Source organism: Lysobacter sp. Soil_C_15, assembly GCF_057657315.1.
In genome coordinates this window covers 184032-206977 of the sequence record NZ_JBDGIR010000005.1, presented here as the reverse complement: position 1 = coordinate 206977, position 22946 = coordinate 184032, and the positions used below count along the sequence as shown (strand labels likewise).

Annotated in this window: 16 protein-coding genes; 5 read left to right on the top strand and 11 right to left on the bottom strand. The window is 68.1% G+C overall.

Annotated features, from left to right (window positions below; translation table 11 throughout):
• Window positions 1-184: 184 nt before the first annotated feature.
• The 4 genes from AC3A57_RS13695 (at window position 185) to AC3A57_RS13680 (ending at window position 4107) form a co-directional block, all read left to right on the top strand.
• On the top strand, window positions 185-1315 hold the full coding sequence (locus tag AC3A57_RS13695) for a slipin family protein (protein ID WP_487579412.1): 1131 nt from the start codon (window positions 185-187) through the stop codon (window positions 1313-1315).
• Window positions 1316-1563: 248 nt separating this feature from the next.
• Window positions 1564-2325, top strand: a complete 762-nt coding sequence (locus AC3A57_RS13690) for a hypothetical protein (protein WP_487579411.1) — start codon at window positions 1564-1566, stop codon at window positions 2323-2325.
• A gap of 1 nt (window position 2326) precedes the next feature.
• Window positions 2327-3547 carry an RtcB family protein gene (locus AC3A57_RS13685; protein WP_487579410.1) on the top strand — a complete coding sequence of 407 codons (1221 nt, stop codon included), beginning with the start codon at window positions 2327-2329 and terminating at the stop codon, window positions 3545-3547.
• 284 nt (window positions 3548-3831) lie between these two features.
• Complete coding sequence (locus AC3A57_RS13680; protein WP_487579409.1) at window positions 3832-4107, top strand: hypothetical protein; 276 nt, start codon at window positions 3832-3834, stop codon at window positions 4105-4107.
• 192 nt (window positions 4108-4299) lie between these two features.
• On the opposite strand, the gene AC3A57_RS13675 is transcribed toward AC3A57_RS13680, so the two are convergent.
• Window positions 4300-5220 carry a DMT family transporter gene (locus AC3A57_RS13675; protein WP_487579408.1) on the bottom strand — a complete coding sequence of 307 codons (921 nt, stop codon included), beginning with the start codon at window positions 5218-5220 and terminating at the stop codon, window positions 4300-4302.
• 273 nt (window positions 5221-5493) lie between these two features.
• Between AC3A57_RS13675 and AC3A57_RS13670 the strand changes: the two genes are divergently transcribed.
• Window positions 5494-6921: an aminotransferase-like domain-containing protein gene (locus AC3A57_RS13670; protein WP_487579407.1), complete on the top strand. Its 1428-nt coding sequence runs from the start codon at window positions 5494-5496 to the stop codon at window positions 6919-6921.
• Window positions 6922-7000: 79 nt separating this feature from the next.
• Here AC3A57_RS13670 and AC3A57_RS13665 read toward each other — a convergent pair whose 3' ends face one another.
• From AC3A57_RS13665 to AC3A57_RS13620, 10 genes are all read right to left on the bottom strand, one after another.
• The gene (locus AC3A57_RS13665; protein WP_487579406.1) at window positions 7001-7615 is read right to left on the bottom strand and encodes a TetR/AcrR family transcriptional regulator; all 615 of its coding nucleotides are present in this window, start codon (window positions 7613-7615) and stop codon (window positions 7001-7003) included.
• Complete coding sequence (locus tag AC3A57_RS13660; protein WP_487579405.1) at window positions 7612-9069, bottom strand: efflux transporter outer membrane subunit; 1458 nt, start codon at window positions 9067-9069, stop codon at window positions 7612-7614. Before AC3A57_RS13660 ends, AC3A57_RS13665 begins: the two co-directional genes overlap by 4 nt.
• The gene (locus tag AC3A57_RS13655; protein ID WP_487579404.1) at window positions 9062-12259 is read right to left on the bottom strand and encodes an efflux RND transporter permease subunit; all 3198 of its coding nucleotides are present in this window, start codon (window positions 12257-12259) and stop codon (window positions 9062-9064) included. Before AC3A57_RS13655 ends, AC3A57_RS13660 begins: the two co-directional genes overlap by 8 nt.
• A gap of 12 nt (window positions 12260-12271) precedes the next feature.
• Window positions 12272-13450, bottom strand: coding sequence for an efflux RND transporter periplasmic adaptor subunit (locus tag AC3A57_RS13650; RefSeq protein WP_487579403.1), 1179 nt, complete (start codon window positions 13448-13450; stop codon window positions 12272-12274).
• Window positions 13451-14882: 1432 nt separating this feature from the next.
• On the bottom strand, window positions 14883-19370 hold the full coding sequence (locus AC3A57_RS13645) for an RHS repeat-associated core domain-containing protein (RefSeq protein WP_487579402.1): 4488 nt from the start codon (window positions 19368-19370) through the stop codon (window positions 14883-14885).
• A gap of 405 nt (window positions 19371-19775) precedes the next feature.
• Window positions 19776-19949: a hypothetical protein gene (locus AC3A57_RS13640; protein ID WP_487579401.1), complete on the bottom strand. Its 174-nt coding sequence runs from the start codon at window positions 19947-19949 to the stop codon at window positions 19776-19778.
• A 95-nt stretch (window positions 19950-20044) separates the two neighbouring features.
• The gene (locus tag AC3A57_RS13635) at window positions 20045-21037 is read right to left on the bottom strand and encodes a hypothetical protein (RefSeq protein WP_487579400.1); all 993 of its coding nucleotides are present in this window, start codon (window positions 21035-21037) and stop codon (window positions 20045-20047) included.
• A gap of 124 nt (window positions 21038-21161) precedes the next feature.
• Window positions 21162-21509, bottom strand: a complete 348-nt coding sequence (locus AC3A57_RS13630) for a hypothetical protein (protein WP_487579399.1) — start codon at window positions 21507-21509, stop codon at window positions 21162-21164.
• A gap of 35 nt (window positions 21510-21544) precedes the next feature.
• A complete protein-coding gene (locus AC3A57_RS13625) occupies window positions 21545-21724 on the bottom strand; it encodes a hypothetical protein (protein WP_487579398.1) in 180 nt (59 codons plus the stop codon).
• 256 nt (window positions 21725-21980) lie between these two features.
• Window positions 21981-22658: a DsbA family oxidoreductase gene (locus tag AC3A57_RS13620; RefSeq protein ID WP_487579397.1), complete on the bottom strand. Its 678-nt coding sequence runs from the start codon at window positions 22656-22658 to the stop codon at window positions 21981-21983.
• Window positions 22659-22946: the final 288 nt, after the last annotated feature.

Genomic DNA, 22946 nt, shown 5'->3' with positions numbered 1-22946 from the left:
GCCGCGGCGAGCCCGCACCGGCCCCGCAGGCAGCACGCCGGCCCCGCAGCGACGACGTCGGGGCGTTTCCACTTATTCCGCGGCGCACGCCAGCGCGCCGCCCACCACGCCCGGCGACGAACCGATTCGGTCGCTGCGGCAGCTCACCACGGATCGGATCACCGGAACGACAAGGAGACTCATCATGTTCTGGATCAAGAAGGTCGTGGTCGGCGATGCCGAGCGCGTCCTGGTGTACCGCAACCGTCGCATCGAGCGCGTGCTCGGTCCCGGCGTGCACAAGCTGACCGACTTCGGCAACGAACTCGAGCTGGTCGTCCACGCCATCGTCCAGCCGCAATACAGCGGCAACGACGGCGAGGCGCTGATCGCCGGCCTGGCCGAGCGCCTGTACGACGACTTCGTCCTGGCCGACATCGGCAGCGACGAGGTCGGCCTGATGCTGCGCAACGGCCGCATCGCCGATGTGCTCAATCCCGGCACTCGCCGCCTGTACTGGAAGGGCCTGGGCCAGGTGAAGATCCGCGCGATCGCGCTGGGCGAGGGCCTGGAGATCGAGCGCGAGATCGTCGATGGCCTGCGCCAGATCGGTTGGCTGGAGCGCGTCGCCGTCGCCGGCAACGTGCCCTCCGAGTCCGCCGGCCTGTTGTTCGTCGACGGCACTCTGGTGCGCGAACTGGCGCCGGGCGCCTACGCGTTCTGGAACCTGCGCAAGAACGTCGCGGTCGAGACCGTGGAGCTGCGCGTACAGGCGATGGAGGTGTCGGGCCAGGAGCTGCTGACCCGCGACAAGGTCTCCTTGCGCGTCAACCTGGCCGCGAGCCTGCGCGTGACCGACCCGGTCGCCGCGCGCACCCGCGTCGCCAAGTACGCCGAGCATGTCTACCGCGAGTTGCAGTATGGCTTGCGCAAGGCGGTCTCGGCCAAGAGCCTGGACGAGTTGCTCGGCGACAAGGCCTCGCTCGACGCCGACATCTTCGGCTACGTGCGCGGCCAGGTCGGCCAGTTCGGCATCGAGGTGCTCGGCGTGGGCGTCAAGGACGTGATCCTGCCGGGCGAGATGAAGGAGATCCTCAACGGCGTGGTGCAGGCGGAAAAGACGGCTCAAGCCAACGTGATCCGCCGCCGCGAGGAGGCGAACGCGACCCGCAGCCTGCTCAACACCGCCAAGCTGATCGAGGACAGCCCGGTGCTGATGCGGCTCAAGGAGCTCGAGGCGCTGGAGAAGATCACCGAGAAGATCGACAAGTTGACCGTGTTCGGCGGTCTGGAGGGAGTCATGAAGCAACTGGTCAGCCTCAAGGGCCACGGCTGAAAGCAGGACCGGGCGGCGCCGCCGTCCGGATTCCGATAGCGCCGGGGCCCCAAGCCCTAAACGCACGCCGCTCCTGCGGGAGCGGCCAGCGTCGCCGTGCGCGCTGCGCCGGCGACGGACTATCGGACCAAACGACTATGCGCAACGACATGTACAAAGTGATCGTCGAACGACCGCGCCGCGGCGGCGGCCCCCAGGCCCGCACGCGCCCGCCGCGCGATCCCGAGGACCATCCCCATCAAGAGGGCATGAAACACCGCCACAGCAATCGCAAGTGGCTCAACGAAAACCTCAATCCGCTCAAGCGCTACCTCGACCGACAGGTCGGGCGACGCTGGGACTTCGTCTATTCGGAGCTGTGCCAGCGCGTCGACCGGCGCAACACCGTGCAACAGCACATCCACCAGCACATCGACGATTTCGTTGCGATGCGCGTGCAGCGTATCGACGGCGAACTGCAGGCGATGCGCCGCTACGGCGGCCTGACGGCCTTGGCCGAATCCTGGCACGATCTGTACGTGTGCCCGGACAGCGGTTGCCTGATGCGCAACGAAGCGGCGCTGCGCGCACAGCTCGAACGCAAGCGGGTCCATGCCCGGGCGGTCCAGCTGCGCCAACGCGGCCTGGAACCGGACGTGCGCAAGCTCGGACCGACCGCCCAACTGCGCCGTATCGATGGCGTCTGGTATGCGATCGAACTGGCGCCCGTGCCGCCGGCCTGGCAGCGCCAGCCCCGGCACGGCCCGCACGCCACCGTGCGGGCGTTCGCCTACGACGCGGTGCTCGGCCGACAGGCGAGCGAGTGCAAGGTACGGCGCGAGAGCCTGTACGGTCGCGGCGACCTGTACGCGCAGCGCAAACGCCAGCTGGGACGGGCGGAGCTGCTCGAACACGGATTGAACAACGACGACCTGCCGGACGCCTACGACGCGCCCGCTCCACGCCGCCCGCGGCGCGTGGGCAAGTACCGCGGACCGATCCGCACCGGCGCACTGCACAAGGAACACTGACATGAGTACATCAAGCTACGAACTGCTGCACGCCGAGGAAGGCTCGGTCCCGGTCAAGGGCTGGGTGCGCGGGGTCGCGGTCGACGAAGGGGCGCGGCGACAGCTGCGCAACCTCGCCGCCCTGCCCCACGTCGGCCCCTGGATCGCGGTGATGCCCGACGCTCACTTGGGCAAGGGCGCGACCGTGGGCTCGGTGGTGCCGACCCGCGGCGCGATCATCCCGGCCGCGGTCGGCGTCGACCTGGGCTGCGGCATGGCCGCGGTGCGCACCAGCCTGCGCGCCAAGGACCTGCCCGACAGCCTGGCCAAGCTGCGCTCGGCGATCGAGCACTGCGTCCCGGTCGGCAACGGCCGCGGCGGCGAACACCGCCGCCTGCCCGACAGCCATGCCACCCGCCTGGCCAAGTCCGGGCTGGCGACGCGGCTGGACGCGATCCACGCCAAGCACCGCAAGCTGCGCACCGACAAGCTCGACAAGCAGATCGGCACGCTCGGCGGCGGCAACCACTTCATCGAGGTCTGCCTGGACGAGGCCGGCGCGGTGTGGGTGATGCTGCACTCCGGCTCGCGCGGCACCGGCAACCTGATCGGCAGCTACTTCATCGAGCTGGCGCGGATCAAGCTGGAGCGGCGCGTGCTCGGCTTCCATCTACCGGACAAGGACCTGGCCTTCCTGCTCGAGGGCGAGCCGCTGTTCGAGGACTACGTCGAAGCGGTCGGCTGGGCGCAGGACTATGCCCGCCACAACCGCGAGGCGATGATGGAACGGGTGTTGCACGCGATGCGGATCCAGCTGCCGAAGTTCCAGTTGGAGAAGACCGCGGTCAACTGCCACCACAACTACGTCCAGCGCGAGCAGCACTTCGGCGAATCGCTGTGGGTGACCCGCAAGGGCGCGGTCAGCGCCCGCGAGGGCGAGCTCGGCATCGTCCCCGGCAGCATGGGCGCGCGCAGCTACATCGTGCGCGGCAAGGGCAACGCGGACAGCTTCCACAGCTGCAGCCACGGCGCCGGCCGGTTGATGAGCCGCGCCGAGGCGCGGCGGACGATCACCCTCAAACAGCACCGCGAGGCCACGGCCCACGTGGAATGCCGCAAGGACGCGGCGGTCGTCGACGAATCGCCCGCAGCGTACAAGCCGATCGAGGCGGTGATGGCGGCGCAGTCTGACCTGGTCGAGGTGGTCCACACCTTGCGCCAGGTGGTCTGCATCAAGGGTTGAGCGCGCAGGTCGCGCTCGCGGCGCCGCCCGCCCGGGCGGCGCTTTTTTGTTTGCGCGGCCGTGACGGCACGCACGTCGATTCAGGATGCCGCGCACCCGTGGTTCAGATTCGCATCGCAATGCGCACGTGATCCACGCCGAAATGAAAGCTTTCGGCGTCGCCGCTTTGCGTGTTTGCGACTGAGTTCGCGATCGCTGTGTGCGTTGGCCGGATTTGGCCGCGCTTGTCTTCACGTAAAGACGATATTGTTCGGATGCAAGAGCAATGCCAACGGATTTCGCCCATGACGCATACGGATGTCGATTGGCTCTGCGCGGCGCCGCCGCGGTCGTTTCAAGGCGCCGATCCGGGCGCGGACGGCTCGATTCCGCATCGGGTGCGCGAACTGGCGATCGCCTACGGCCTGGGCGCGCGCGCCCACCACGGCGAACGCCATTGGGAAGACATCTGCGATCAGCTCGCCGCCGGTTGGGAACGCCTGCGCGGGCGCGAGCCGGTGCCGTGGGCGCGGGTCGAGTCCCACGTCGAAGGCGCCTGGCGGCTGGTCCAGACCGGCTGAGCGAATCGACCGGGCGGAGCGCCCGGCCGCACGACGCCGATAAAGTCCCCGCCGGCGCATCCTTGCGCGGCGAGCGGCAAGCCCGCTGATCCGCGTCGAGAGCGGACCGGGTCGAGTAAAGCGTTTGCCGGCATGCCCGCGACGGCGCCCGATCGGCGCCGCTGAAGCCTGCGCCGCTGAAGCCCGCGCCGCTCAGGCCCGCGCCGGCCGCGCCCGGCGCCACTGCCATTTCAGATTTACCCCGAGCGTGCCGAGCACGATCAAGGCCACGCCCAGGCTCTGCACCGGCGCCAGCGCGTGGCCGTAGATCAGATAGTCCAGCAGCAGCGCGATCACCGGGTAGATGAAGGCGACCACCGCGATCGTCGCCACCTGCAGGCGCGGGTAGGAGGAATAGAACAGCACGTAGCACACGCCGCTGTGGATCAGGCCCAGGCCGGCCAGCCAGAACCAGTGCGAGCCGGGTTTCCACACCGCGGCGTAGTCGGCCAGCGGCGCCAGCATCAGCACCCCGACCAGGCACTGGATCAGCACCACCGCCAGCGGCCGTTCGCGGCTGATCTTGCGCGACAGCAACAGCGAGGCGCCGCACAGGATCGCGGCGACGAAGGTCAGGCCGACGCCGATCAGATAGCCGCTGCCGGCGCTGCTCCAGAGCTTGAACGGGTCGGCCGAGCACAGCACGCCGACGAAGGCGATCGCGGTCCAGCCCAGGTCGGCGGCGCGGGTGCGTTCGCCGTAGAACAGCGCCGCCATGCCCAGGACCACGAACGGGAAGAAGTGGTAGACCATGGTCGCCACGCCGATCGACGAGCGCGCCATGCCGGCGAACAGGGCGACCCAGTTCAGCACCAGCAGCACACCGCTGAGGATCGCCGAGCGGATCAGCGCGCGTTCGCCGAGCAGGCCGCGGAACAGGCCGCGCGCGCTGCCCCAGGCGATCAGGAACACGCAGCCGAACACGCAGCGGAACAGCACCGCGGTGATCGCGTCCTGTCCGCTCTCGTGGACGAACACGCCGACCGACCCGATCAGCAACTCGGCGACCAGCAACTGGATCAGGGCGCCTCGCGAATCGGCGGCGGGCGCGGTGGAGGCGGCGACGGTGCTCATGGGCGGTGAGGCGCAGGGCGCCGGGAACGGCGGGGAAAACCAGGGTAGGCGGGCGCTGCGGACCGATACAGATTCAGTTAGGATCGATTTCGACCGGTACAGATCCGCTCTTGTCGCCCTCTCCCGCTTGCGGCGCCCGAAGGAAGTGCGGAGCTGAGAGGACCGGGGCGAGGGCGCTCACGGGCGCTGGGATTTCTCGGACGCTTGCCGGCCCTCACCCCAACCCCTCTCCCGCATGCGGGAGGGGGGCTTCGATCGTTGCGAGGCTCAGGAATGTCCCAGGACTTGCTCTACGAACGCCTGGCCGAGCGCATGCGCCGGCAGATCCAACGCGGCGTGCTGCGCGCCGGCGAACGTCTGCCCTCGCTGCGCCGACTCGGCCGCGACCAGCGCATCAGCCTGGCCACCGCGGTCGAGGCCTACCAGCAACTCGAGCGCGAAGGCCTGATCGAGGCGCGTCCGCGCTCGGGCTACTACGTGCGCGCGGCCAGCGCGCCGGCGCCGCGCGCCGGGCGCATGCGCCACCTCGCGCGCGCGCCGATGCCGGTGCGCAACCCGGCCCTGCTCGGCGTGCTCGACGTGCAGGCGCGCCACGATCTGGTGCCGCTGCATTCGGCCTCGCCGGCGATGTCGCTGCTGCCCAACGCCGCGCTCGCCGCTTCGGTGACCCGCGCCCTGCGCCGCGATCCGGACACCGCGCTGAACTACGCGCCGCCGCAGGGCCTGCGCCCGCTGCGCGAACTGATCGCCCAGCGCTACGGCCAGTGCGGGGTGGAGCTGGACCCGGACGAGATCGTGATCACCGCCGGCGCGATGGAGGCGATCAGCCTGACCCTGCGCAGCCTCACCCGCCCCGGCGACATCGTCATCCTGGAAACGCCGACCTATCACGGCCTGCTGCAGGCGGTGGCCGCGCACGGCCTGCGGGTGCTGGAAATCCCCAACCGCCCCGGCGTCGGCATCGACCCGGCGCACGCGCGCGAACTGCTGGAACGGCATGCGGTGCGCGCGGCCTTGCTGATCCCGAACTTCAACAATCCGCTCGGCAGCCTCACCAGCGAGGCGGCCAAGCGCGAGCTGGTCGCCGCCTGCGCCGCCCACGGCACCATCGTCATCGAAGACGACCTGTACGGGGAACTGGCGTACTCCGGCCAGCGGCCTTCGCCGATGCGGCGCTACGACGACGGCGAGCACGTGGTGGTGTGCGGCTCGTATTCGAAGATGCTCTCGCCCGGCCTGCGCGTCGGTTGGATGACCGGCGGCCGCCGCACCGTCGAACTGCTGCGCACCAAGAGCTTCTCCACCGTGGCCACCGCGGCGCTGCCGCAGATGGCCTTGATCGACTACCTGGCCCGCCACGACATGGAGCGCGGCCTGCGCCGCTTGCGGCGCGCCCTGGCCGACAACGCCCAGGCCTATCGCCAGGCCGTGCTCGAGCACTGGCCCGACGGCACCTGCGTGGCCGAGCCCGCCGGCGGCGTGACCCTGTGGGTGGAGCTGCCCGAACGGGTCGAAGGCCAGGCCTTGTTCGAAGCCGCGCTGGCCGCCGGCATCGGCATCCTGCCCGGGCATCTGTTCTCCAACCGCGGCGACTACCGCCACCACGTCCGGCTCAGCTGCGGCTACCCGCTGGACGCGCGCATGAGCGCGGCGATGCGTTCGCTGGGCGAGATGGCCAAGCGCCTGGGGCGCCGACCCTAGCTCGCTCCGCGGGCGCGGCCAAACCGAAAAGAAAAACGGGCCGCGAGGCGGCCCGTCCTGTCCCGCATGCGCGCCGCGGCTAGGCCGACAGCAGGCTAGGCAGGAACTGCTCCAGCGCCGCCTTGACCTGGTCCACGGTCAGGTCCGGCTGCGAGATCGCGCGCATCGCCAGGCCCTCGATCAGGCTTTGCAGGATTAGCACCCGGGTCGCGACCTGATCCTGCGGCACGCCCAGGCCGCCGTCCTCATGGCTGCGCGCGAACCAGGCCGCCAGATCGGCGCGGAACACCCGGTCCGAGGCATGGGTCGCCGCGGCGATCTCGGCGTCGCGGGTGGCTTCGGCGGTGAGTTCCAGGAACAGCGCCGCGCTGGTGATGTTCGGGTCGTTGGCCTGCCACTGCTGAAACACCTCGGCGATGCCCGCGACCAAGTCGCTGGTCGCGTGCAGCTTGGCGATGTCCGAACGCGCTTCCTCCAGCTGGCGCTCGATGATCGCCAGGATGATGTCGTTCTTGCCCTTGAAGTAGCGGTAGATCAGGCCGGCGCTCATGCCGGCCGTATCGGCGATGTTGGCCATGCTGGCGGCGTGGAAGCCGTGCACGACGAAACACTGCTGCGCAGCGACCAGGATGCGCTCGCGCTGGGCTTGCGCGCGCGCTTCTGCCTTCGCGGTGGGCTTGCCCGGAGTGCTCATTGGCTGCGCTCGTTCCAGCCACCTCCGAGCACTTTGTACAGGGTCACCCGGTTGGCCTGCTCGGCCAGCCGGGTCGACACCAGGCCCTGTTGCGCGGCGTAGAGCGTGCGCTGCGCATCGAGCTGATTGAGGTAGCTGTCGCGGCCGGCCTTGTAGCGCGCGGTCGACAACTGGTCGGCGCGACCAGCGGCCTCGACCAGCGCTTCCTGGGCTTGGCGCTGCTCGGCCAGGGTCTTGGTCAGCGCCAGCGCGTCGGACACGTCGCGGAAACCGGCCTGGATCGCCTTCTCGTATTCGGCCAGGGCGATCTTCTGGTCGGCCTTGGCCGAGGCCAGGCCGGCGCGCAGCTTGCCGCCCTGGAAGATCGGGATATTGACCACCGGCGTCACCGACCACACCCGGGTATTGCCTTCGAACAGGCCCGACAGTTCGTTGCTGCCGCTGCCGAGGAAGCCGGTCAGGCTGATCGACGGGAAGAACGCCGCGCGCGCGGCGCCGATGTTGGCGTTCTGCGCGCGCAGCACGTGCTCGGCCTGGAGCACGTCGGGGCGGCGCAGCAGCACCTCCGAGGGCAGCCCCGCCGGCAGCGCGGCCAGCCCGGTCACGCCGTCGGTCAGCTTCTGCGGCAGCAGCGCCGGGTCGACCTGTTCGCCGACCAGCAGGTTGAGCGCGTTGGTGTCCTGCGCGACCTGGCCGGCGTAACGCGCCGCGTCGGCGCGCGCCTGTTCGACCTGGGTGCGGGCCTGGCTCAGTTCCAGACCGGACACCGCGCCGAGTTCGCGCCGCTTCTGGGTCAGCTCGTAGGCCGCCTGCTGGTTCTTCAGCGTGGCTTCCGACACCGACAGCAGCTCGCGGTCGGCGGCCAGGGTCAGGTAGGCGTTGGCGACTTCGGCGATCAGGCTGAGCTGGGCGGCGCGGCGCGCTTCCTCCTGGGCGAAGTAACGCTGCAATGCCGACTGGCTGAGGCTGCGCACGCGGCCGAACAGGTCGAGCTCGAAGTTGGCGATCGAGGCGCCGGCGGTATAGAGGTCGGTGACGTCCTGGTTGTCGCCGCCGCGACGCTCGAGCTGGGCGACCGCGTTGAGCGCCGGCACCCGGTCGGCGCGCTGGATGCGGTACTGCGCGCGCGCCTTGTCGACGTTGAGCACGGCCACGCGCAGGTCGCGGTTGTTGACCAGGGCGCGGGCGATCAGCTCTTCCAGGTTCTGGTCGACGAAGAAATCGCGCCAGCCGATGTCGGCCACCGCCGCGCCGCCGCCGGCGACGGCCTCCTGCGAGGCCGCCGGGTCGGAGCTGACCGGCTGCGCGCCTACGAAGGACTGGGTGGTCGGCGGCAGCGGCCACTCGCCGGCGATGCCGGACTGCTGCTCGGGCAGCTTCGGCGCCAGGCTGACGCAGCCGCTGGCGGCCAGGGCGATCGCGATCGCCAGGGCGTGGAGGGAGAACTTACTCATGGCTGTGCGCTCCTTCTGCGGCCTGCGGCGAGGGCGCGTGCTTCTTCTTTCTGACGAACACTTTTTCCACCACCACGAAGAACAGCGGCACGAAGAAGATGCCGAGGAAGGTGCCCACCACCATGCCGCCGAGCACGCCGGTGCCGATCGCGCGCTGCGCGCCGGAACCCGCGCCGCTGGCCAGGGCCAGGGGCAGCACGCCCAGGCCGAACGCCAGCGAGGTCATGATGATCGGTCGCAGTCGGTCGCCGACCGCGGCCAGGGTGGCCGAGATCAGGTCCATGCCCTTCTCCAGGTTCTCCTTGGCGAACTCGACGATCAGGATCGCGTTCTTGCTCGACAGGCCGACCGTGGTGAGCATCGCCACCTGGAAGTACACGTCGCGCTCCATGCCGCGCATCCAGGTCGCCAGCACGGTGCCGAGGATGCCCATCGGCGCGATCAGCAGCACCGAGGTCGGGATCGCCCAGCTTTCGTACATCGCCGCCAGGCACAGGAACACGATCAGCAGCGACAAGGTGTACAGCAGCGGGGTCTGCGCGCCGGCCTGGCGCTCCTGGAACGACAGACCGGTCCATTCCAGGCCGATGCCCGCCGGCAACTGCGCGACCAGCTTCTCGACTTCGGCCATGGCCTCGCCCGAACTTACGCCCGGCTTGGCCTCGCCGTTGATTTCCAGCGCCGAGACGCCGTTGTAGCGCTCCAGGCGCGGCGAGCCGTACTCCCAGCGGGTGCTGGCGAAGGCCGAGAACGGCACCATCTCGCCCTTGTCGTTGCGCACGTACCAGCGGTTGAAGTCGCTGGGCGCCATGCGGAACGGCGCATCGGCCTGGATGTAGACGCGCTTGACCCGGCCGCGATCGACGAAGTCGTCGATGTACTGGCCGCCCCAGGCCGCCTGCAGGGTCGAGTTGATGTCGGCGATGTTCAGGCCCAGGGCCGAGGCCTTCTGGTTGTCGACGTCGACCCGGAACTGCGGCGTGTCTTCCATGCCGTTGGGGCGCACGTTCTGCAGCAACGGGCTCTGCGCGGCCATGCCGAGGAACTGGTTGCGCGCGGCGACCAGCGCATCGTGGCCGAGCGCGCCGTTGTCCTTCAGGTAGAACACGAAGCCGTTGGAGTTGCCCAGCTCGAACACCGCCGGCGGCGCCAGCGCGAACACGAACGCGTCCTTGATCTGCATGAAGCTGCCCATGGCGCGGCCGACCACGCCGTTGACGCTGTTGTCCGGCATCGGCGTCTTGCCGAAGCTGGTCAGCCAACGCCAGCGGTCGCCCCAGGTGGCTTCGCGCTCTTCCCACGGCTTGAGCTGCGAGAACGCCATGCCGGCGTTCTGGCCGTTGCCGGCGAAACTGAAACCCTGCACGGTGAACAGCGAATCCACCGCCGGGTCGCTGAGGAACTGCTCCTCGACCTTCTTCAGCACCTCGCCGGTGCGTTCCTGGGTGGCGCCGACCGGCGCCTGGACGATGGTGAACAGGAAGCCCTGGTCTTCCTGCGGCAGGAACGAGGACGGCAGGCGGAAGAACATCACGCCCATCAGCGCCGCCATCGCCGCGAACACGATCATGAAGCGGCCGGCGCGGGTGACGATGCCGTGCACCGCGCCCTGGTACTTCTTGTTGCCGCGGTCGAACTTGTCGTTGAACCAGCCGAAGAAGCCCTTGTCGGAGGCGTGATGGCCCTTCTCGATCTGCTTGAGCATGGTCGCGCACAGCGCCGGCGTCAGCACGATCGCGACCAGTACCGACAGCGCCATCGCCGAGACGATGGTGACCGAGAACTGGCGGTAGATCACGCCGGTGGCGCCGCCGAGGAAGGCCATCGGCACGAACACCGCCGACAGCACCAGGCCGATGCCGACCAGGGCGCCGGTGATCTGGTCCATCGACTTGCGGGTCGCCTCCAGCGGGGTCAGCCCCTCCTCGCTCATCACCCGTTCGACGTTCTCGACCACGACGATGGCGTCGTCGACCAGCAGGCCGATCGCCAGCACCACCGCGAACATGGTCAGCATGTTGACCGAGTAGCCGAACAGGGCGAGCAGGCCGAAGGTGCCCAGCAACACCACCGGCACCGCGATCGTCGGGATCAGGGTGGCGCGGAAGTTCTGCAGGAACAGGTACATGACCAGGAACACCAGCACGATCGCTTCGAGCAGGGTCTTGACCACTTCCTCGATCGCCACCCGCACGAACGGGGTGGTGTCGAACGGGGTGACCGCCTTCAGGCCCTTCGGGAACGAGGGCTTGAGCTGTTCCAGCTCGGCCTGGATCGCCTGCGCGGTGGCCAGGGCGTTGGCGCCGGTGGCCAGCGAGATCGCGATGCCGGTGGCCGGCTTGCCGTTGAAGCGGGCGATGGTGCTGTAGTCCTCCTGGCCGAGTTCGACCCGGGCCACGTCGGACAGCTTCAGCACCGCGCCGCTGCTGTTGGCGCGCACGACGATGTTCTGGAACTGCTCGGCGGTCTGCAGGCGGTCCTGCGCGGTGATGGTGGCGTTGAGCTGCTGGCCCTTCACCGACGGGGTGCCGCCGAGCTGGCCGACCGCGACCTGGGCGTTCTGCGCGCGCAGGGCGCTGATGATGTCGTTCGGGGTCAGCTTATAGGTGTTGAGCTTGTCCGGATCCAGCCAGATCCGCATCGCGTACTTGGTGCCGAACAGCTGGGTGCTGCCGACGCCGTCGACGCGGGCCAGCGGATCGACCAGGTTGGCGGCGACGTAGTCGGCGATGTCGGCGCCGTTCATGCTGCCGTCCTCGGACACGAAGCCGATCACCAGCAGGAACGCCGAGTTGGCCTTGGACACGCTGACGCCCTGCTGCTGCACGATCTGCGGCAGCAACGGCGTGGCCAGCTGCAGCTTGTTCTGCACCTGGACCTGGGCGATGTCGGGATCGGTGCCGCTCTCGAAGGTCAGGGTGACGCCGGACTGGCCGTCGGACGAGCTGGTCGCCGACATGTACATCAGCCCGTCGATGCCCTTCATGTTCTGCTCGATGATCTGGGTCACCGAGTTTTCCACCGCCTTGGCCGAGGCGCCGGGATAGGACGCGTTCACCGATACGGTCGGCGGCGCGATGGTCGGGTACTGCGAGATCGGCAACTGCGTGATCGCAATCGCGCCGCCGATCATGATGATGATCGCCAAGACCCAGGCAAAGATCGGGCGATCGATAAAGAACCGTGCCATGAAATTCTCCGATTACTGCTTCGGCGCGGCGGCGGGCGCGGCGGCCGGCTTGGCCGGTTGCGCGCCCTTCTCGACCGCATCGACCGGCATGCCGGGACCGATCTTCTGCAGGCCTTCGACGATGACCTTGTCGCCGGCCTTCAGCCCGCCCTCGACCAGCCACTTGTCGCCGATGGCCTGGCTGACCTGCACTTCGCGCGGCTCGACCTGGCCCTTGGCGTTGACCACCATCGCGGTGGCGGCGCCCTTGGGATCGCGCGAGACGCCCTGCTGCGGCACCAGCAAAGCGTTCTGGCGCACGCCGGTGCCGAGCTGGGCGCGCACGTACATGCCCGGCATCAGGAGGTTGTCGGGGTTGGGCACCACCACCCGCAGCAGGAAGCTGCCGGTGCCCTCGTCGACGGTGACCTCGGAGAACGCCAGCTTGCCGGCGTGCTCGTAGCGGGTGCCGTCCTCGAGCAGGATGGTCACCGGCGTGCTGGCCTCGGTCAGGGTGCCGGCGGCGATCTGCTTGCGCAGCGCCAGCAGTTCGGCGCTGGACTGACTGATGTCGACGTGGACCGGATCGAGCTGCTGCACCACCGCCAGCGGCTCGGCTTGGTTGGCGGTGACCAGCGCGCCGGCGGTGACCGCCGACTTGCCGATCCGGCCGCTGATCGGCGCGGTGATGCGGGCGCGGCCGAGCACCACGCTGGTGCTCTGCACCTGGGCGCGGCCGGCGGCGACGTCGGCGCGGGCCTGCTTGAGCGTGGCGGTGGCGTTCTCGTCGTCCTGCTTGCTGACCGCGTCGATCTTGACCAGTTCGGTCGAGCGGCGGGCATTGAGCTGAGCCGAATTCAGCGCCGCCTCGGCGCGCGCCAGCGTCGCCTTGGCGCTCTCGGCATCGGCGGCGTAGGTCTTGTCGTCGAGCTGGTACAGCGGCTGGCCGGCCTTGACCAGGCCGCCCTCGGTGAACAGGCGCTTCTCGACGATGCCGTTGACCTGCGGCCGCACCTCGGCGATCAGCGAAGCGCTGGTGCGCCCGGGCAGCTCGCGGGTCAGGGTGATGGTTTCCGGCTTCAGGGTCACCACGGTGACCTGGCCCTTCTGGCCGCCCGGGCCGCCGGGACCGCCCTGCTGGTCGCCGCCCCCCCCGCAGGCGGCGAGCGCCAAGCAGAGCACGGAAACGGTAAAAATTGTCTTATAGGACATGGACTTGCGCGACGGCATGGGGGAGCCTCAGGTCGTTGGTGCGGCCAGGACGGACCGCGGGCACATCATAGAATGAACGATCATTCTCTTTTTTTGGGCGCGCGCGGTCAACCCGGCAAAGCGCCTTTCCGGCTTGCCGGATCCGGGGTTTTGTTTCACATGGCGTCGACGCGGGTGGCACCGGCCGTGGGCCCTGCGCACCACCGGGGGTAGGAGCGGCGCGAGCCGCGACCGCCATACCTCAATCTCGCCGCGCAGCCCTACTGCTCCTGTAGGAGCGGCGTCCCGCGGGATTCCCTCCGGTCATGAGCCGCGACCACCGAAGCGCCGCAATACCACGCCCCCATCCGAAGCCATGTCGCGCAGCAAAGGCGATGCGACCCCGCACCGCGGCCCGACGCAGCCCCGCCATTCCCGTCGCCCCACCGGCCACGGCTCATGACCGAGAAAAATCCCGCGGGACACCGCTCCTACGGGAACCGCACCGTCATTCCGCGCAACCAGCGGCCATCAACAACGGCCGCATGCGCAAAACCGATCCCGAATCCGCTCCAGCATCGGCCCCTCTCCCGGCGCACCGGCAAGCACGACATACACAACCCCGCGGTCCGCAAGCTCGTAAGCGGACAGCGTCATGGCCCGCCTTCCCTGCCCTCGTCTCATGCACGCCGGAATCGATGGATATCAAATCGGCCCCTAGGCGCTCGGGCTTCGCGATCTTGCGAAAGCCTGGGTAGTAAGGGTGCGGATCGACCGTGAGGCTGGCCCTGCTCGCGCCCACCCGGATCTCGCCCTGGGTCGCATCGATGCCATCGTGCAAGGAAACGGCGACCGGCTCGGGGTCGCGATGCAAAGGGAGAACTGCGGGCTGACGACGTGCTTTTGACTGTGATTGGCGTACAACCTACCTCCAGCCATGCGAAGCGGAATCATCTACGGTCAGTACTAGCATCCTGATTACTCGTTCACGAAAGACGGAGCACTCACCCAACCGCTGCCTCGCTGATAACACTTGCTGATCCGCTCGGCCGGTCAGCGAGCTAACGCTCGCGAAAGAACACGAGCGCTGTTTCAGGCGAATCTACATCCAGGAAGAATGAGATCCCCTCACCCCCTCTCCGAAAAGCGACGATCGCGTACGGCGCTTCACATCGCGCATCAGAATAGCTATTGAAGACAAATAGAACACGGCTTTCGTCGCCTTCTACTTCCCAACGCCCCTCTGCTTGCACCGGCGAACTGGAGTTGACACCGTCGCAAACATGAGACAAAGGGGCGCGTTCCATAGTGAAGCGCCCATCAGACTGCATTAAAAGCCTTCCGCCTAAATGCGGTCCTTGTGACACCCACCTCCCAGCCAAACTTCCAACATCACCCCTACCGCAACTAGCAGTAAAAATCATGAGTCCAAGAACAAACAAATCACGCATTTTCATTTGCAACCACACTTCGAAAGCTCAAAGGTCAGGTCGAAGCGCTGAGTAACCTCCGACATCGGACCAGTCGAAAAAACTTTATTAAGGGGATCACCAACGTTCTTCCCCCACCACTCTGTGTAACCGAGTACTGGTGGATGAGTGGCGGACTTGATGTTTGACTGATTTGTTACGACGACTCGCATGATGTCGCCCTCAATGGCGAATGAAGTGTTGTAGCTCCCAAGGTAAGTCACCGCAATGTTCCCAGTTCTCCCACCTGTTAGGACGTTGGAGTAGTCATGGAGATAAAGGAAGACCCCCTCCCATCCACCTACGGAGTAATCCCATTTACCTCGCTCCACCGGGAGCGTCCCCTCACACGCACGCTTGAGAAGTCGCTGCAGATTCGAATGTTGACGAAGCTTCTCAGCAAACGGATCACCGTCAGTGAAGTTTCGATGCCTCGGCCCAGTACCCGTCAACCATTCCCAACCAACGGACCAAGGCGACGACTGGTCTGCCAATCCAGCTGGATCAACTGCAAGAAGCGGCCTTCCACCCACGTAACCAAAAGTACTGAACCCGCCTCCTAGACCGATCGGATCGCTCTGCACATACCGCCCACTATCCGCATCGTAATCCCGAAAATAGTTGTAATTCAGCCCCGTAGCCACATCGAACCGCTGCCCCGGAAACCGCAGATCGAACACGAACGCGGTTCCATCCTGATCCGGGTCCTGATTCGGCGCGTCGTTGCCGAAGGCCTCGCCCTTGGCGTTCCAGGACCAGATCGCGACGTTCCGGTCCGCATCGATCACCGCGCGCGGGGTGCCCAGGTGATCGGGTTGGACGTAGTGCAGCTTCTGCGCGCTGCCGGCACCGGCCAGCAGACCGACCGGCGCGTCGCCTAGCCACACGGCCTGCTGCCGGGCCGCGCCGTTGGCGTCGTAGTCGCCGATCCAATGGCCGGCTTCGTCGTACAGGGTGTAAACCGCCACCGGGCCGCTGGCGCCATCGGTCGCAGCGACCCGCTCGCCCCTGGCGTTGTAGCGGTAGCTGCGGTTCACCACGCCGCCCGACTTGACCTGGCTCATGCGGTCGTTGGCGTTGTAGACGAACTCTTTCGCGATGCCGCCGATGCGGGTGGTGTTGCCGACCGCGTCGTAGTCGCGGACCACGCCGCCGACGTCGCTCAGGCGGTGGCTGTCGGCCGGGTAGCCGTACGTGGTCGTCGTGCCGGCGCGCTGCAGGCTGGTGCGGTTGCCGGTAGCGTCGTAACCATAGGTTTCCAGCGGCGTGCCGGTGGGGCCGTCGCGGGTGGTCTTGAGGCGGCCGAGGGCGTCGTAGTCGTACTTGGCCAGCAAGGCGCTGTGCAGGCCGTCCTTGAGTTCGGTCAGCTCGCCGGTTTCGTTGTAGCCGTAGCCCAGCGACAGGCCGCCGCTGGCGGCATCGAAGACGGTCTTGGCGCGGTAGTCGAGATCGTAGCTGCGGCTCAGGCTGCGGCCGTTGCCGTAGGTCCAACCGCTTACCGGGCCGAACGGCCGGTAGCTCGCGCCGGTCAGCAGCGCGGTGCGGACGCCGCCCGCGGGGGTGACGTGGACCTGGGTCACCCGGCCGCCCGCATCGCGGGTGTAGTCGGCGACGGCGCCATCGGGATAAGTCAACGCCTGCAGCCGGCCGGCCTTGTCGTAGGCGTAGCGCAGGGCGAAGCTGCGGCCGTCGACGGTCTGCAGCTTGCGCGTCACCCGGCCGAAGCGGTCGTAGCAGTACTTGAGCGCGGTGCCTTCGGTGCGCATCGCGGCGACCTGGCCGACGGCGAAGGTTTCCCCGGCCGCGCACTCGGCGTTGACGCTGTCGTAGTCGTACTCGACGTCGTTGACGCCGCTACCGTAGGAGATCGTCTTCGGCCGGCCCAGCGCGTCGTAGCGGTAGCTGTGAGCGACGGCGTCGTTGGCGTCCTGCTTGCTGGTCAGCTGGCCGGCGGCGTCGTAGCCGTAGGTCGTGACGCCGGTGTCCGGGCTGGTCAGCCGGATTTGATCGCCCAGGCCGTTGTAGCCGTAGCTGGTGCTCAGGCCCTTGGGGTCGACGACCTGGGTCAGGCGGTCGTTGGCGTCGTACTGCAGCCGGGTTTCGACGGCGAGGCCATTGACGTCCTGCAGGGTGCGGACCAGGCGATCGAGCGGGTCGTGGTCCTGGTCGGTCACCCGGCCGAGCGCGTCGGTGGTCAGGTTCGGGTTGCCGCGGCTGTCGTAGGTGAAGGAGGTGGCGTTCTGGGCGGCGTCCTTCACTGCCTGGACTTCGTCGAGCAGGTTGAACACGCGCGAGAACGAGCGCGTCAGCGTGCCGTTGGCGCTGCGGGTGTCCTCCTGGGTGCGGTTGCCGCGGCTGTCGAGGGTGTAGTGGATCGAGTTGCCGGCCTCGTCGGCGACGTCGGTCAGGCGCCGGGCGGCATCGTAGGTGTAGGCCGCATAGGCGCCGTCGGGCAGGGTGACGCGCTTGACCAGACCGGTCGGCCAGTAATCGACGCGCACGATCCGGTCGTCGGCTTCGCTGGCGTCGTCGCCGCCGCGGGTCTTGGCCGCGGCCAGCCAGCCGCGGGCGTTGAACTCGTAGTCGGTGCGCACGCCGTTGCCGTCGCGGGCCGAAAGCGCGCGGCCGGCGCCGTCGTAGCGCAGCACTTCCACCACGATCTGGCCGAGGGCGTTCTCGACCTTCCACAGGTCGCCCTTGCGGTAGGCGCAGGTCGCCGGCGCCGCCGCGCAGGCGGCTTCGTCGTTGGCGTAGTAGAAGTAGCGCACGACATCGGCCACGTCGCTGCGCGGGCCGTCCACGGACAGCGGCAGGCCTTCGCGCGGGCAGGCGCCGGCGGCGACGTCGGCCTGCTCGCAGTAGCGGTAGGTGGTCGTACGGGTCGCCAGTTGGCCGCTGGGATCGACCTGGCTGGCGGTGAGGATCTGGCCGCGGTCGTTGTAGGTCCAGGCGCTCTTGGCGGCGAGTTGGCCGTTCGCGTCGAGCAGGCGGCGCTCGACCGGCACGCGGAAACCGGCGTGCCAATCGGTCTCGGTGGTGCGCTTATGGCCGGTGGCGTCGTTGGCCGCTTCGACGGCCCGGGTCAACTGGCCGCGACCGTCGTAGTCGTAGTCGGTAACCACGCCGTTGTTGTCGACGGTGTCGTAATAGGCGTTGGCGTCGTAGGTGTACTGGACCTTGCGCGGCGCGCAGCCGCTGCATTCGGTAAGCACTTCTCGCGGCACCGTGCGTCCGTTGACGCTGGTGAGCCTGAGCTTTCTGACCGCGCCGGATGGAAGCCCGATGGCGGAATAGGTCATGTAGGTCTGGTTGCCCGCGAGCTCGTAATTGGCGCTGTAGCGGCCCAGGGAACCGGCCAGTTCGGTGCCGAGCGCGGCATCGCGGTCGTAATGGGTCGAGGAATAGCGCGAGCCGGTCTCGTCTTCCACGCCGGTCAGCGCGCCCGCCAGGTAGTTGCGCGAGCCGACATAGCCGGCCTCGTCGTAAAGGTATTTGACCATCGAGCCGTCCTGGTACTCGACCACGCCCAACCGGTCTTGCGGGGTGTAGGCGAACTTGATCGCTCGGCCGTCCGGAAGGTTGACCTGCGAGATCAGATTGGAGGCGTTGAACTCGAAATCGAGCTTGCGGCCGAGCATGTCGGTGACCGCCTTCAACCGGCCGGACGCGTCGTACTCCAGGGTCTGGCGATAGCCGTTGCGGTCGCGCAGTTCGGTCAACAGGCCGGCGGCGTCGAACAACTCGTAATGGCCGTCGTCGTCCTGGTACTCCCAGCCGTCGGCCAGCTTGCGCAGGCGGTGGTACTCGCCGGGGCGGGGCGTCCAGTACTCGCCGGATTCGGGCTGCTTGAACCAGGCGTAATTGCCGTCCGGCCGGGATACGACGGTGCGCTCGCCCAGGCCCCACAGGCTCCAGCTGCCGACCCGGCTGCCGTAGTTGAAGCTGCGGTTGCCGCCCAGGGCGAAGGTATGCGCGGGCAACCGGGCGGCCGGCAGCAGCAGGTAGTTGTAGGTCCACGAGAACTCGAGCGGGAACGGGCCTTCGCCGCGGTACTCGAGCTTGGATTCGTACTTGTTGCCGTTGCCGGCGTTGATCGGATCGCCATAGCACTGGCCCGGGCACTTGGGCGCGCCCATGTTCTGTTCGGCCTTGGCGCGCGTCGGATCGGCCTTGAAGGTCCCGATCACCGTGGTGCGCGCATCGACGAAGAAGTTGCCGGCCTGGTACCCATCGCTGATGCCGTTGCAGGAGTTGGCCGTGTGCCCCAGCGACTCGGCGAAGAGCTTGCAGGCATTGGCGGCCTCGGGCAGGGTCTTGCAGTCGGACCGCAGGATCAACTGGTCCGGACTGCCGGCGTGTTCGAGACTCTCGACGCAGGCCTGCGCGGCCCAGGGCATCAGCGCCAACAGCAAGACCGCCGATAGGCGCAACGGCATGCCGCGCCCGATAAGTCCGTTTATCGAAAGTCTCATGAAACCGTTCCTTGTGGTTGGCACTGCAGCGCAGGCGCAGGCCTGCGACGTGGGGCGGAAGTGTAGGAACATCCGCGCCTCACCATGAGAGACGCTTTTTGGCCGGCTGGCAATCAACGAATGTGCATCGATGTCCATTGATGGCCGCGAACAAGACAGCCGGAACGTCGGTGCGCACCGTCCCGCTCGATGCGCGCGCCGAGCGTCGGTCGATCACTGCGGGCGCGGCGAACGAAGACCCGACCGAATCGATCGCAAACGCTGCACCGACGCGACATGGGCGCGATCGGCGATCCTTCGCCGACGGCCGGAGACGGCCGGAGACGGCCGGAGATGAGCCGAGGACGCGCTGGAACAAGAAACCCCGGCATGGGCCGGGGCTGATGTCCGAGTCATCCGCCGGCCTCAGCGCTCGTGCTTGGCCTGCACCGCCGCGTGGATGATGTCGAACGCGAGGGTCACTTGCTTGGCCGCCTGTTCCGCGCTCGGGCCTTGGCCGAGCACGCTGTTATGCCTCTGGACCAGGGCGACCGTAATCTGCGTCGCCAACTCAGCGGAGATCTGAGTTCTTCCGGTCATGGATTCCCTTCCCATGGCGCCGCGGATCGACGGTCGCAGCAAGCTACTTCGGAACCGGTCGCTTTCAAGGTGCCGACCGCTCAATCCGACCCCGCTCAGCGATAGGGGTTGTAGGTATAGACCGGACTCGACGCCTCCGGAATGCGGAAGTAATTCGCCGCCAACGCCGCCGGATCGGTCGCCAGCGCGCCGCGGCCGGGGCCGTCGTCCTTGTCGTCCCAGCCCCAGGGCGCGTTGGCCGCATTCGCGGTGCAGCCGATCGCGCCGCTGCCGCAACCGCCGCTGTTGTTGCCGGCGAAGCTGCCGTAGGCGGCGAACAGGACGGCGTTGTTGCGCTGCTCCCACATCCCGCCCGGTTCGAAGATATCGACCAGCTTGTACTGCACGTGGCGGTCGTCCGGCCCGGACGGCACTTCGGCGACGCTCGACGAGGGGTAGTAGATCACGCCGTCGCCGCGGATGTCGTAGGCCGGCCAGGCCTTGAGGCCATGGCCCTTGGCCTCCTGCGCGGTGACCGGATGCGGCAAGCCTTGATGCGTCAGGAAGGACAGCGTTCCGTCGACGTTCTCGGCGTTTCCGGTCCAGTCGCTGCCGGCCGGAACGTAGGAGAAGAAGTCGGTGTGGGCGACGGTGACCGCGGCCTTGAGCCGGCCGTAGGTCGAACCGTCGCGGACGATCGCGAACATCACGCCTTCGGCGTCGTTCTCGTGTTCGGTATCGAAGAACGAGTCGGTCCAGTCGCGCGGATGGAAGAACAGGTAGGTGATGTACCAATGGGTGGCGGTCTCGACCACCGAGTAGTAGGCGTGCGCGGCCAGCGGATACCCGGCCTGGCCGGCGCGGTCCCAGTTGTTGCGCGCGTCCAGGTCGCCGTCGAAGTCGTAGCGGGCGATGTAGTCGGCCGCGCCGCCGAGCGCGTGCGTGCCGGTCTGGTCGACGTCCTGGTAGTGCACCGGCGCCCAGCGCTGGGCCAGGACGGCGCGGTCGGCGGCGGATTGCGCGGACAGGGCCATCGCGGCGGTTGGAGCGAAGGAAATGCCGGCCGCGACCGCGACGGCCAGGATCAAACGGTGGAATCGCGGCGCCATCGCAACGCTCCTGCTCGGGAAAGTCCGAGCATGCCCGCAGTCCCGTGGCAGGAATGTGGCAGTCCGCGCAAAGGCGGGCTCGCCGCGTAGGAACGGATGGCATCGTCCGTTGCTTTCGCCCCGATCAGCCGGCGCGAGGGCGGCCGATCCACAGGTGCAGCGCCAGCGGGTTCAGCAACAGGCACAGCCAGATCAGCGCGGGATGGATCAGGGCCAGCAACGGTGCGCAGTAGGACAGCCCGACCGCCCAGGGCCAGCTCAGCGGCGGATCGCGCCGGATCGCCAAGTGCAGGAATTCGATCAGCACGGACGCCGCCGCGAACACCGCCGCCAGCAACGGCGAGAACACGATGAACATCATCGGCGACATGTCCGGGCGCAAATCGCGCGCGATGTAGACGCCGGTCCTCAACACCGACAAGCCGACCGCTCCCACGGCGGCCGCGGCGCCGACCTGGAGGAGGTAACGCAACGGCGCTGCGCGCCTGCGCATCGCGACGACGAGGTTCAAGCGCCGGAGCCCGGGCCAAGATGCGCGGCATCGTCGGCCGTGCGGCGACGGCCCACCCAGGCCGATACCGCCACCGTTGCCGCGATCGCGGTAACGATCAGCCATGCCGGCCAGTCCCAAACGATGCCGGCCAAGACCACCAGCACCAGGGCTTCTCCGAACAGGATCTGTTTCATCGCCGGTATCCGCACGCCGCGCGGAACGGCGCGGCCCATGGCGGCATCATAGTCGGGGCCAGGTCGCGTTGTGCCGGCTACGCCTGCCGTCGGCGAGGACAGGCGGGATGCGAACCGCGCCGCTACGAAAAAAGAGGCTGGCGGGCGATGAACCGGCTGGCAAACGAGGGGGAGTTGCGGCCCTGAAGCCGCAGTTCCGATGCTACGCAGCGCCGCGTCGCCGCACAAGCCGCGCGTTGCCGACGCCCGCCCGTGCTCAACCGGCCTCGCGCGGCATCGCCGCGATCTGCCGCAACGCGGCCTCGAACTGCTCGACCGGCTGGCCGCCCTGGATCAGATGGCGGTCGTTGAGAATCACCGACGGCACCGCGCGGATGCCCTGGCTTTGGTAGAACTGTTCCTGCTCGCGCACCTGCGCGGCGTACTCGTCGGAATCCAGCACCTGCCGCGCGCGTTGCGCATCCAGCCCGACCGAGGCGGCGACCTCGGCCAGCACCGCCGGCGAGGACACGTCCTGGCCGTCGGTGAAGTAGGCCTTGAGCAGCGCGTGCTTGAGCGCGCGTTCGCGGTCCGCGCCGAGCGTTCCGGCCCAATGCAGCAGACGATGCGCGTCGAAGGTGTTGTAGATGCGGTTGCGGGCGTTGAACTCGAACCCCAGCGCGGCGCCGCGTTGGCGCAAGGCCTCGCGGTTGCTGGCCAGTTGTTCCGGGCCCAGGCCGTACTTGTGCGCCAGGTGCTGGTCGATGTCTTCGCCCTCGGCGGCCATCTGCGGATTGAGCTCGAACGGCTGGAAGTGCAGCTCGACCTGGATCTGGTCGCCGACCCGCGCGATCGCCTGCTCCAGTGCGTTGAGCCCCACCGCGCACCAGGGGCAGACCACGTCGGAGACGAAGTCGATCTTGATCCGCGGGGGCGGGGAAACGGCCTGGTTCATGCGAGAACTCCGCGCTCGGCGCTGTCGGGATGGTTCCCACGATGCGGTCGCGGCGGGTAAGGTTCAATCCAACCGGGTGCGCATATACGGATCGATGCGTTCCACGACCATCGCGTAGCGACGCGATCGGGTCCGGCGACGCCGCCGGATTTCACCCCGGCCTCACCCGACTTTGCCGCAACTGACCGTTGCCGCTGCGGCTATGGCGCGCGCGGCGCGCGGTGCCCACACTGTCGACTCGCGAATCCGCGCCGCGCGCGCTCGCCGATCCGCCCTCCCGCTACGCGC

Excerpts from the sequence above, each read along its gene's own strand:
- AC3A57_RS13695 (WP_487579412.1), top strand. The coding sequence starts at position 185 with ATGTTCTGGATCAAGAAGGTCGTGGTCGGCGATGCCGAGCGCGTCCTG.
- AC3A57_RS13690 (WP_487579411.1), top strand. The coding sequence starts at position 1,564 with ATGAAACACCGCCACAGCAATCGCAAGTGGCTCAACGAAAACCTCAAT.
- AC3A57_RS13685 (WP_487579410.1), top strand. The coding sequence starts at position 2,327 with ATGAGTACATCAAGCTACGAACTGCTGCACGCCGAGGAAGGCTCGGTC.
- AC3A57_RS13680 (WP_487579409.1), top strand. The coding sequence starts at position 3,832 with ATGACGCATACGGATGTCGATTGGCTCTGCGCGGCGCCGCCGCGGTCG.
- AC3A57_RS13675 (WP_487579408.1), bottom strand. The coding sequence starts at position 5,220 with ATGAGCACCGTCGCCGCCTCCACCGCGCCCGCCGCCGATTCGCGAGGC.
- AC3A57_RS13670 (WP_487579407.1), top strand. The coding sequence starts at position 5,494 with ATGTCCCAGGACTTGCTCTACGAACGCCTGGCCGAGCGCATGCGCCGG.
- AC3A57_RS13665 (WP_487579406.1), bottom strand. The coding sequence starts at position 7,615 with ATGAGCACTCCGGGCAAGCCCACCGCGAAGGCAGAAGCGCGCGCGCAA.
- AC3A57_RS13660 (WP_487579405.1), bottom strand. The coding sequence starts at position 9,069 with ATGAGTAAGTTCTCCCTCCACGCCCTGGCGATCGCGATCGCCCTGGCC.
- AC3A57_RS13655 (WP_487579404.1), bottom strand. The coding sequence starts at position 12,259 with ATGGCACGGTTCTTTATCGATCGCCCGATCTTTGCCTGGGTCTTGGCG.
- AC3A57_RS13650 (WP_487579403.1), bottom strand. The coding sequence starts at position 13,450 with ATGTCCTATAAGACAATTTTTACCGTTTCCGTGCTCTGCTTGGCGCTC.
- AC3A57_RS13645 (WP_487579402.1), bottom strand. The coding sequence starts at position 19,370 with ATGAGACTTTCGATAAACGGACTTATCGGGCGCGGCATGCCGTTGCGC.
- AC3A57_RS13640 (WP_487579401.1), bottom strand. The coding sequence starts at position 19,949 with ATGACCGGAAGAACTCAGATCTCCGCTGAGTTGGCGACGCAGATTACG.
- AC3A57_RS13635 (WP_487579400.1), bottom strand. The coding sequence starts at position 21,037 with ATGGCGCCGCGATTCCACCGTTTGATCCTGGCCGTCGCGGTCGCGGCC.
- AC3A57_RS13625 (WP_487579398.1), bottom strand. The coding sequence starts at position 21,724 with ATGAAACAGATCCTGTTCGGAGAAGCCCTGGTGCTGGTGGTCTTGGCC.
- AC3A57_RS13620 (WP_487579397.1), bottom strand. The coding sequence starts at position 22,658 with ATGAACCAGGCCGTTTCCCCGCCCCCGCGGATCAAGATCGACTTCGTC.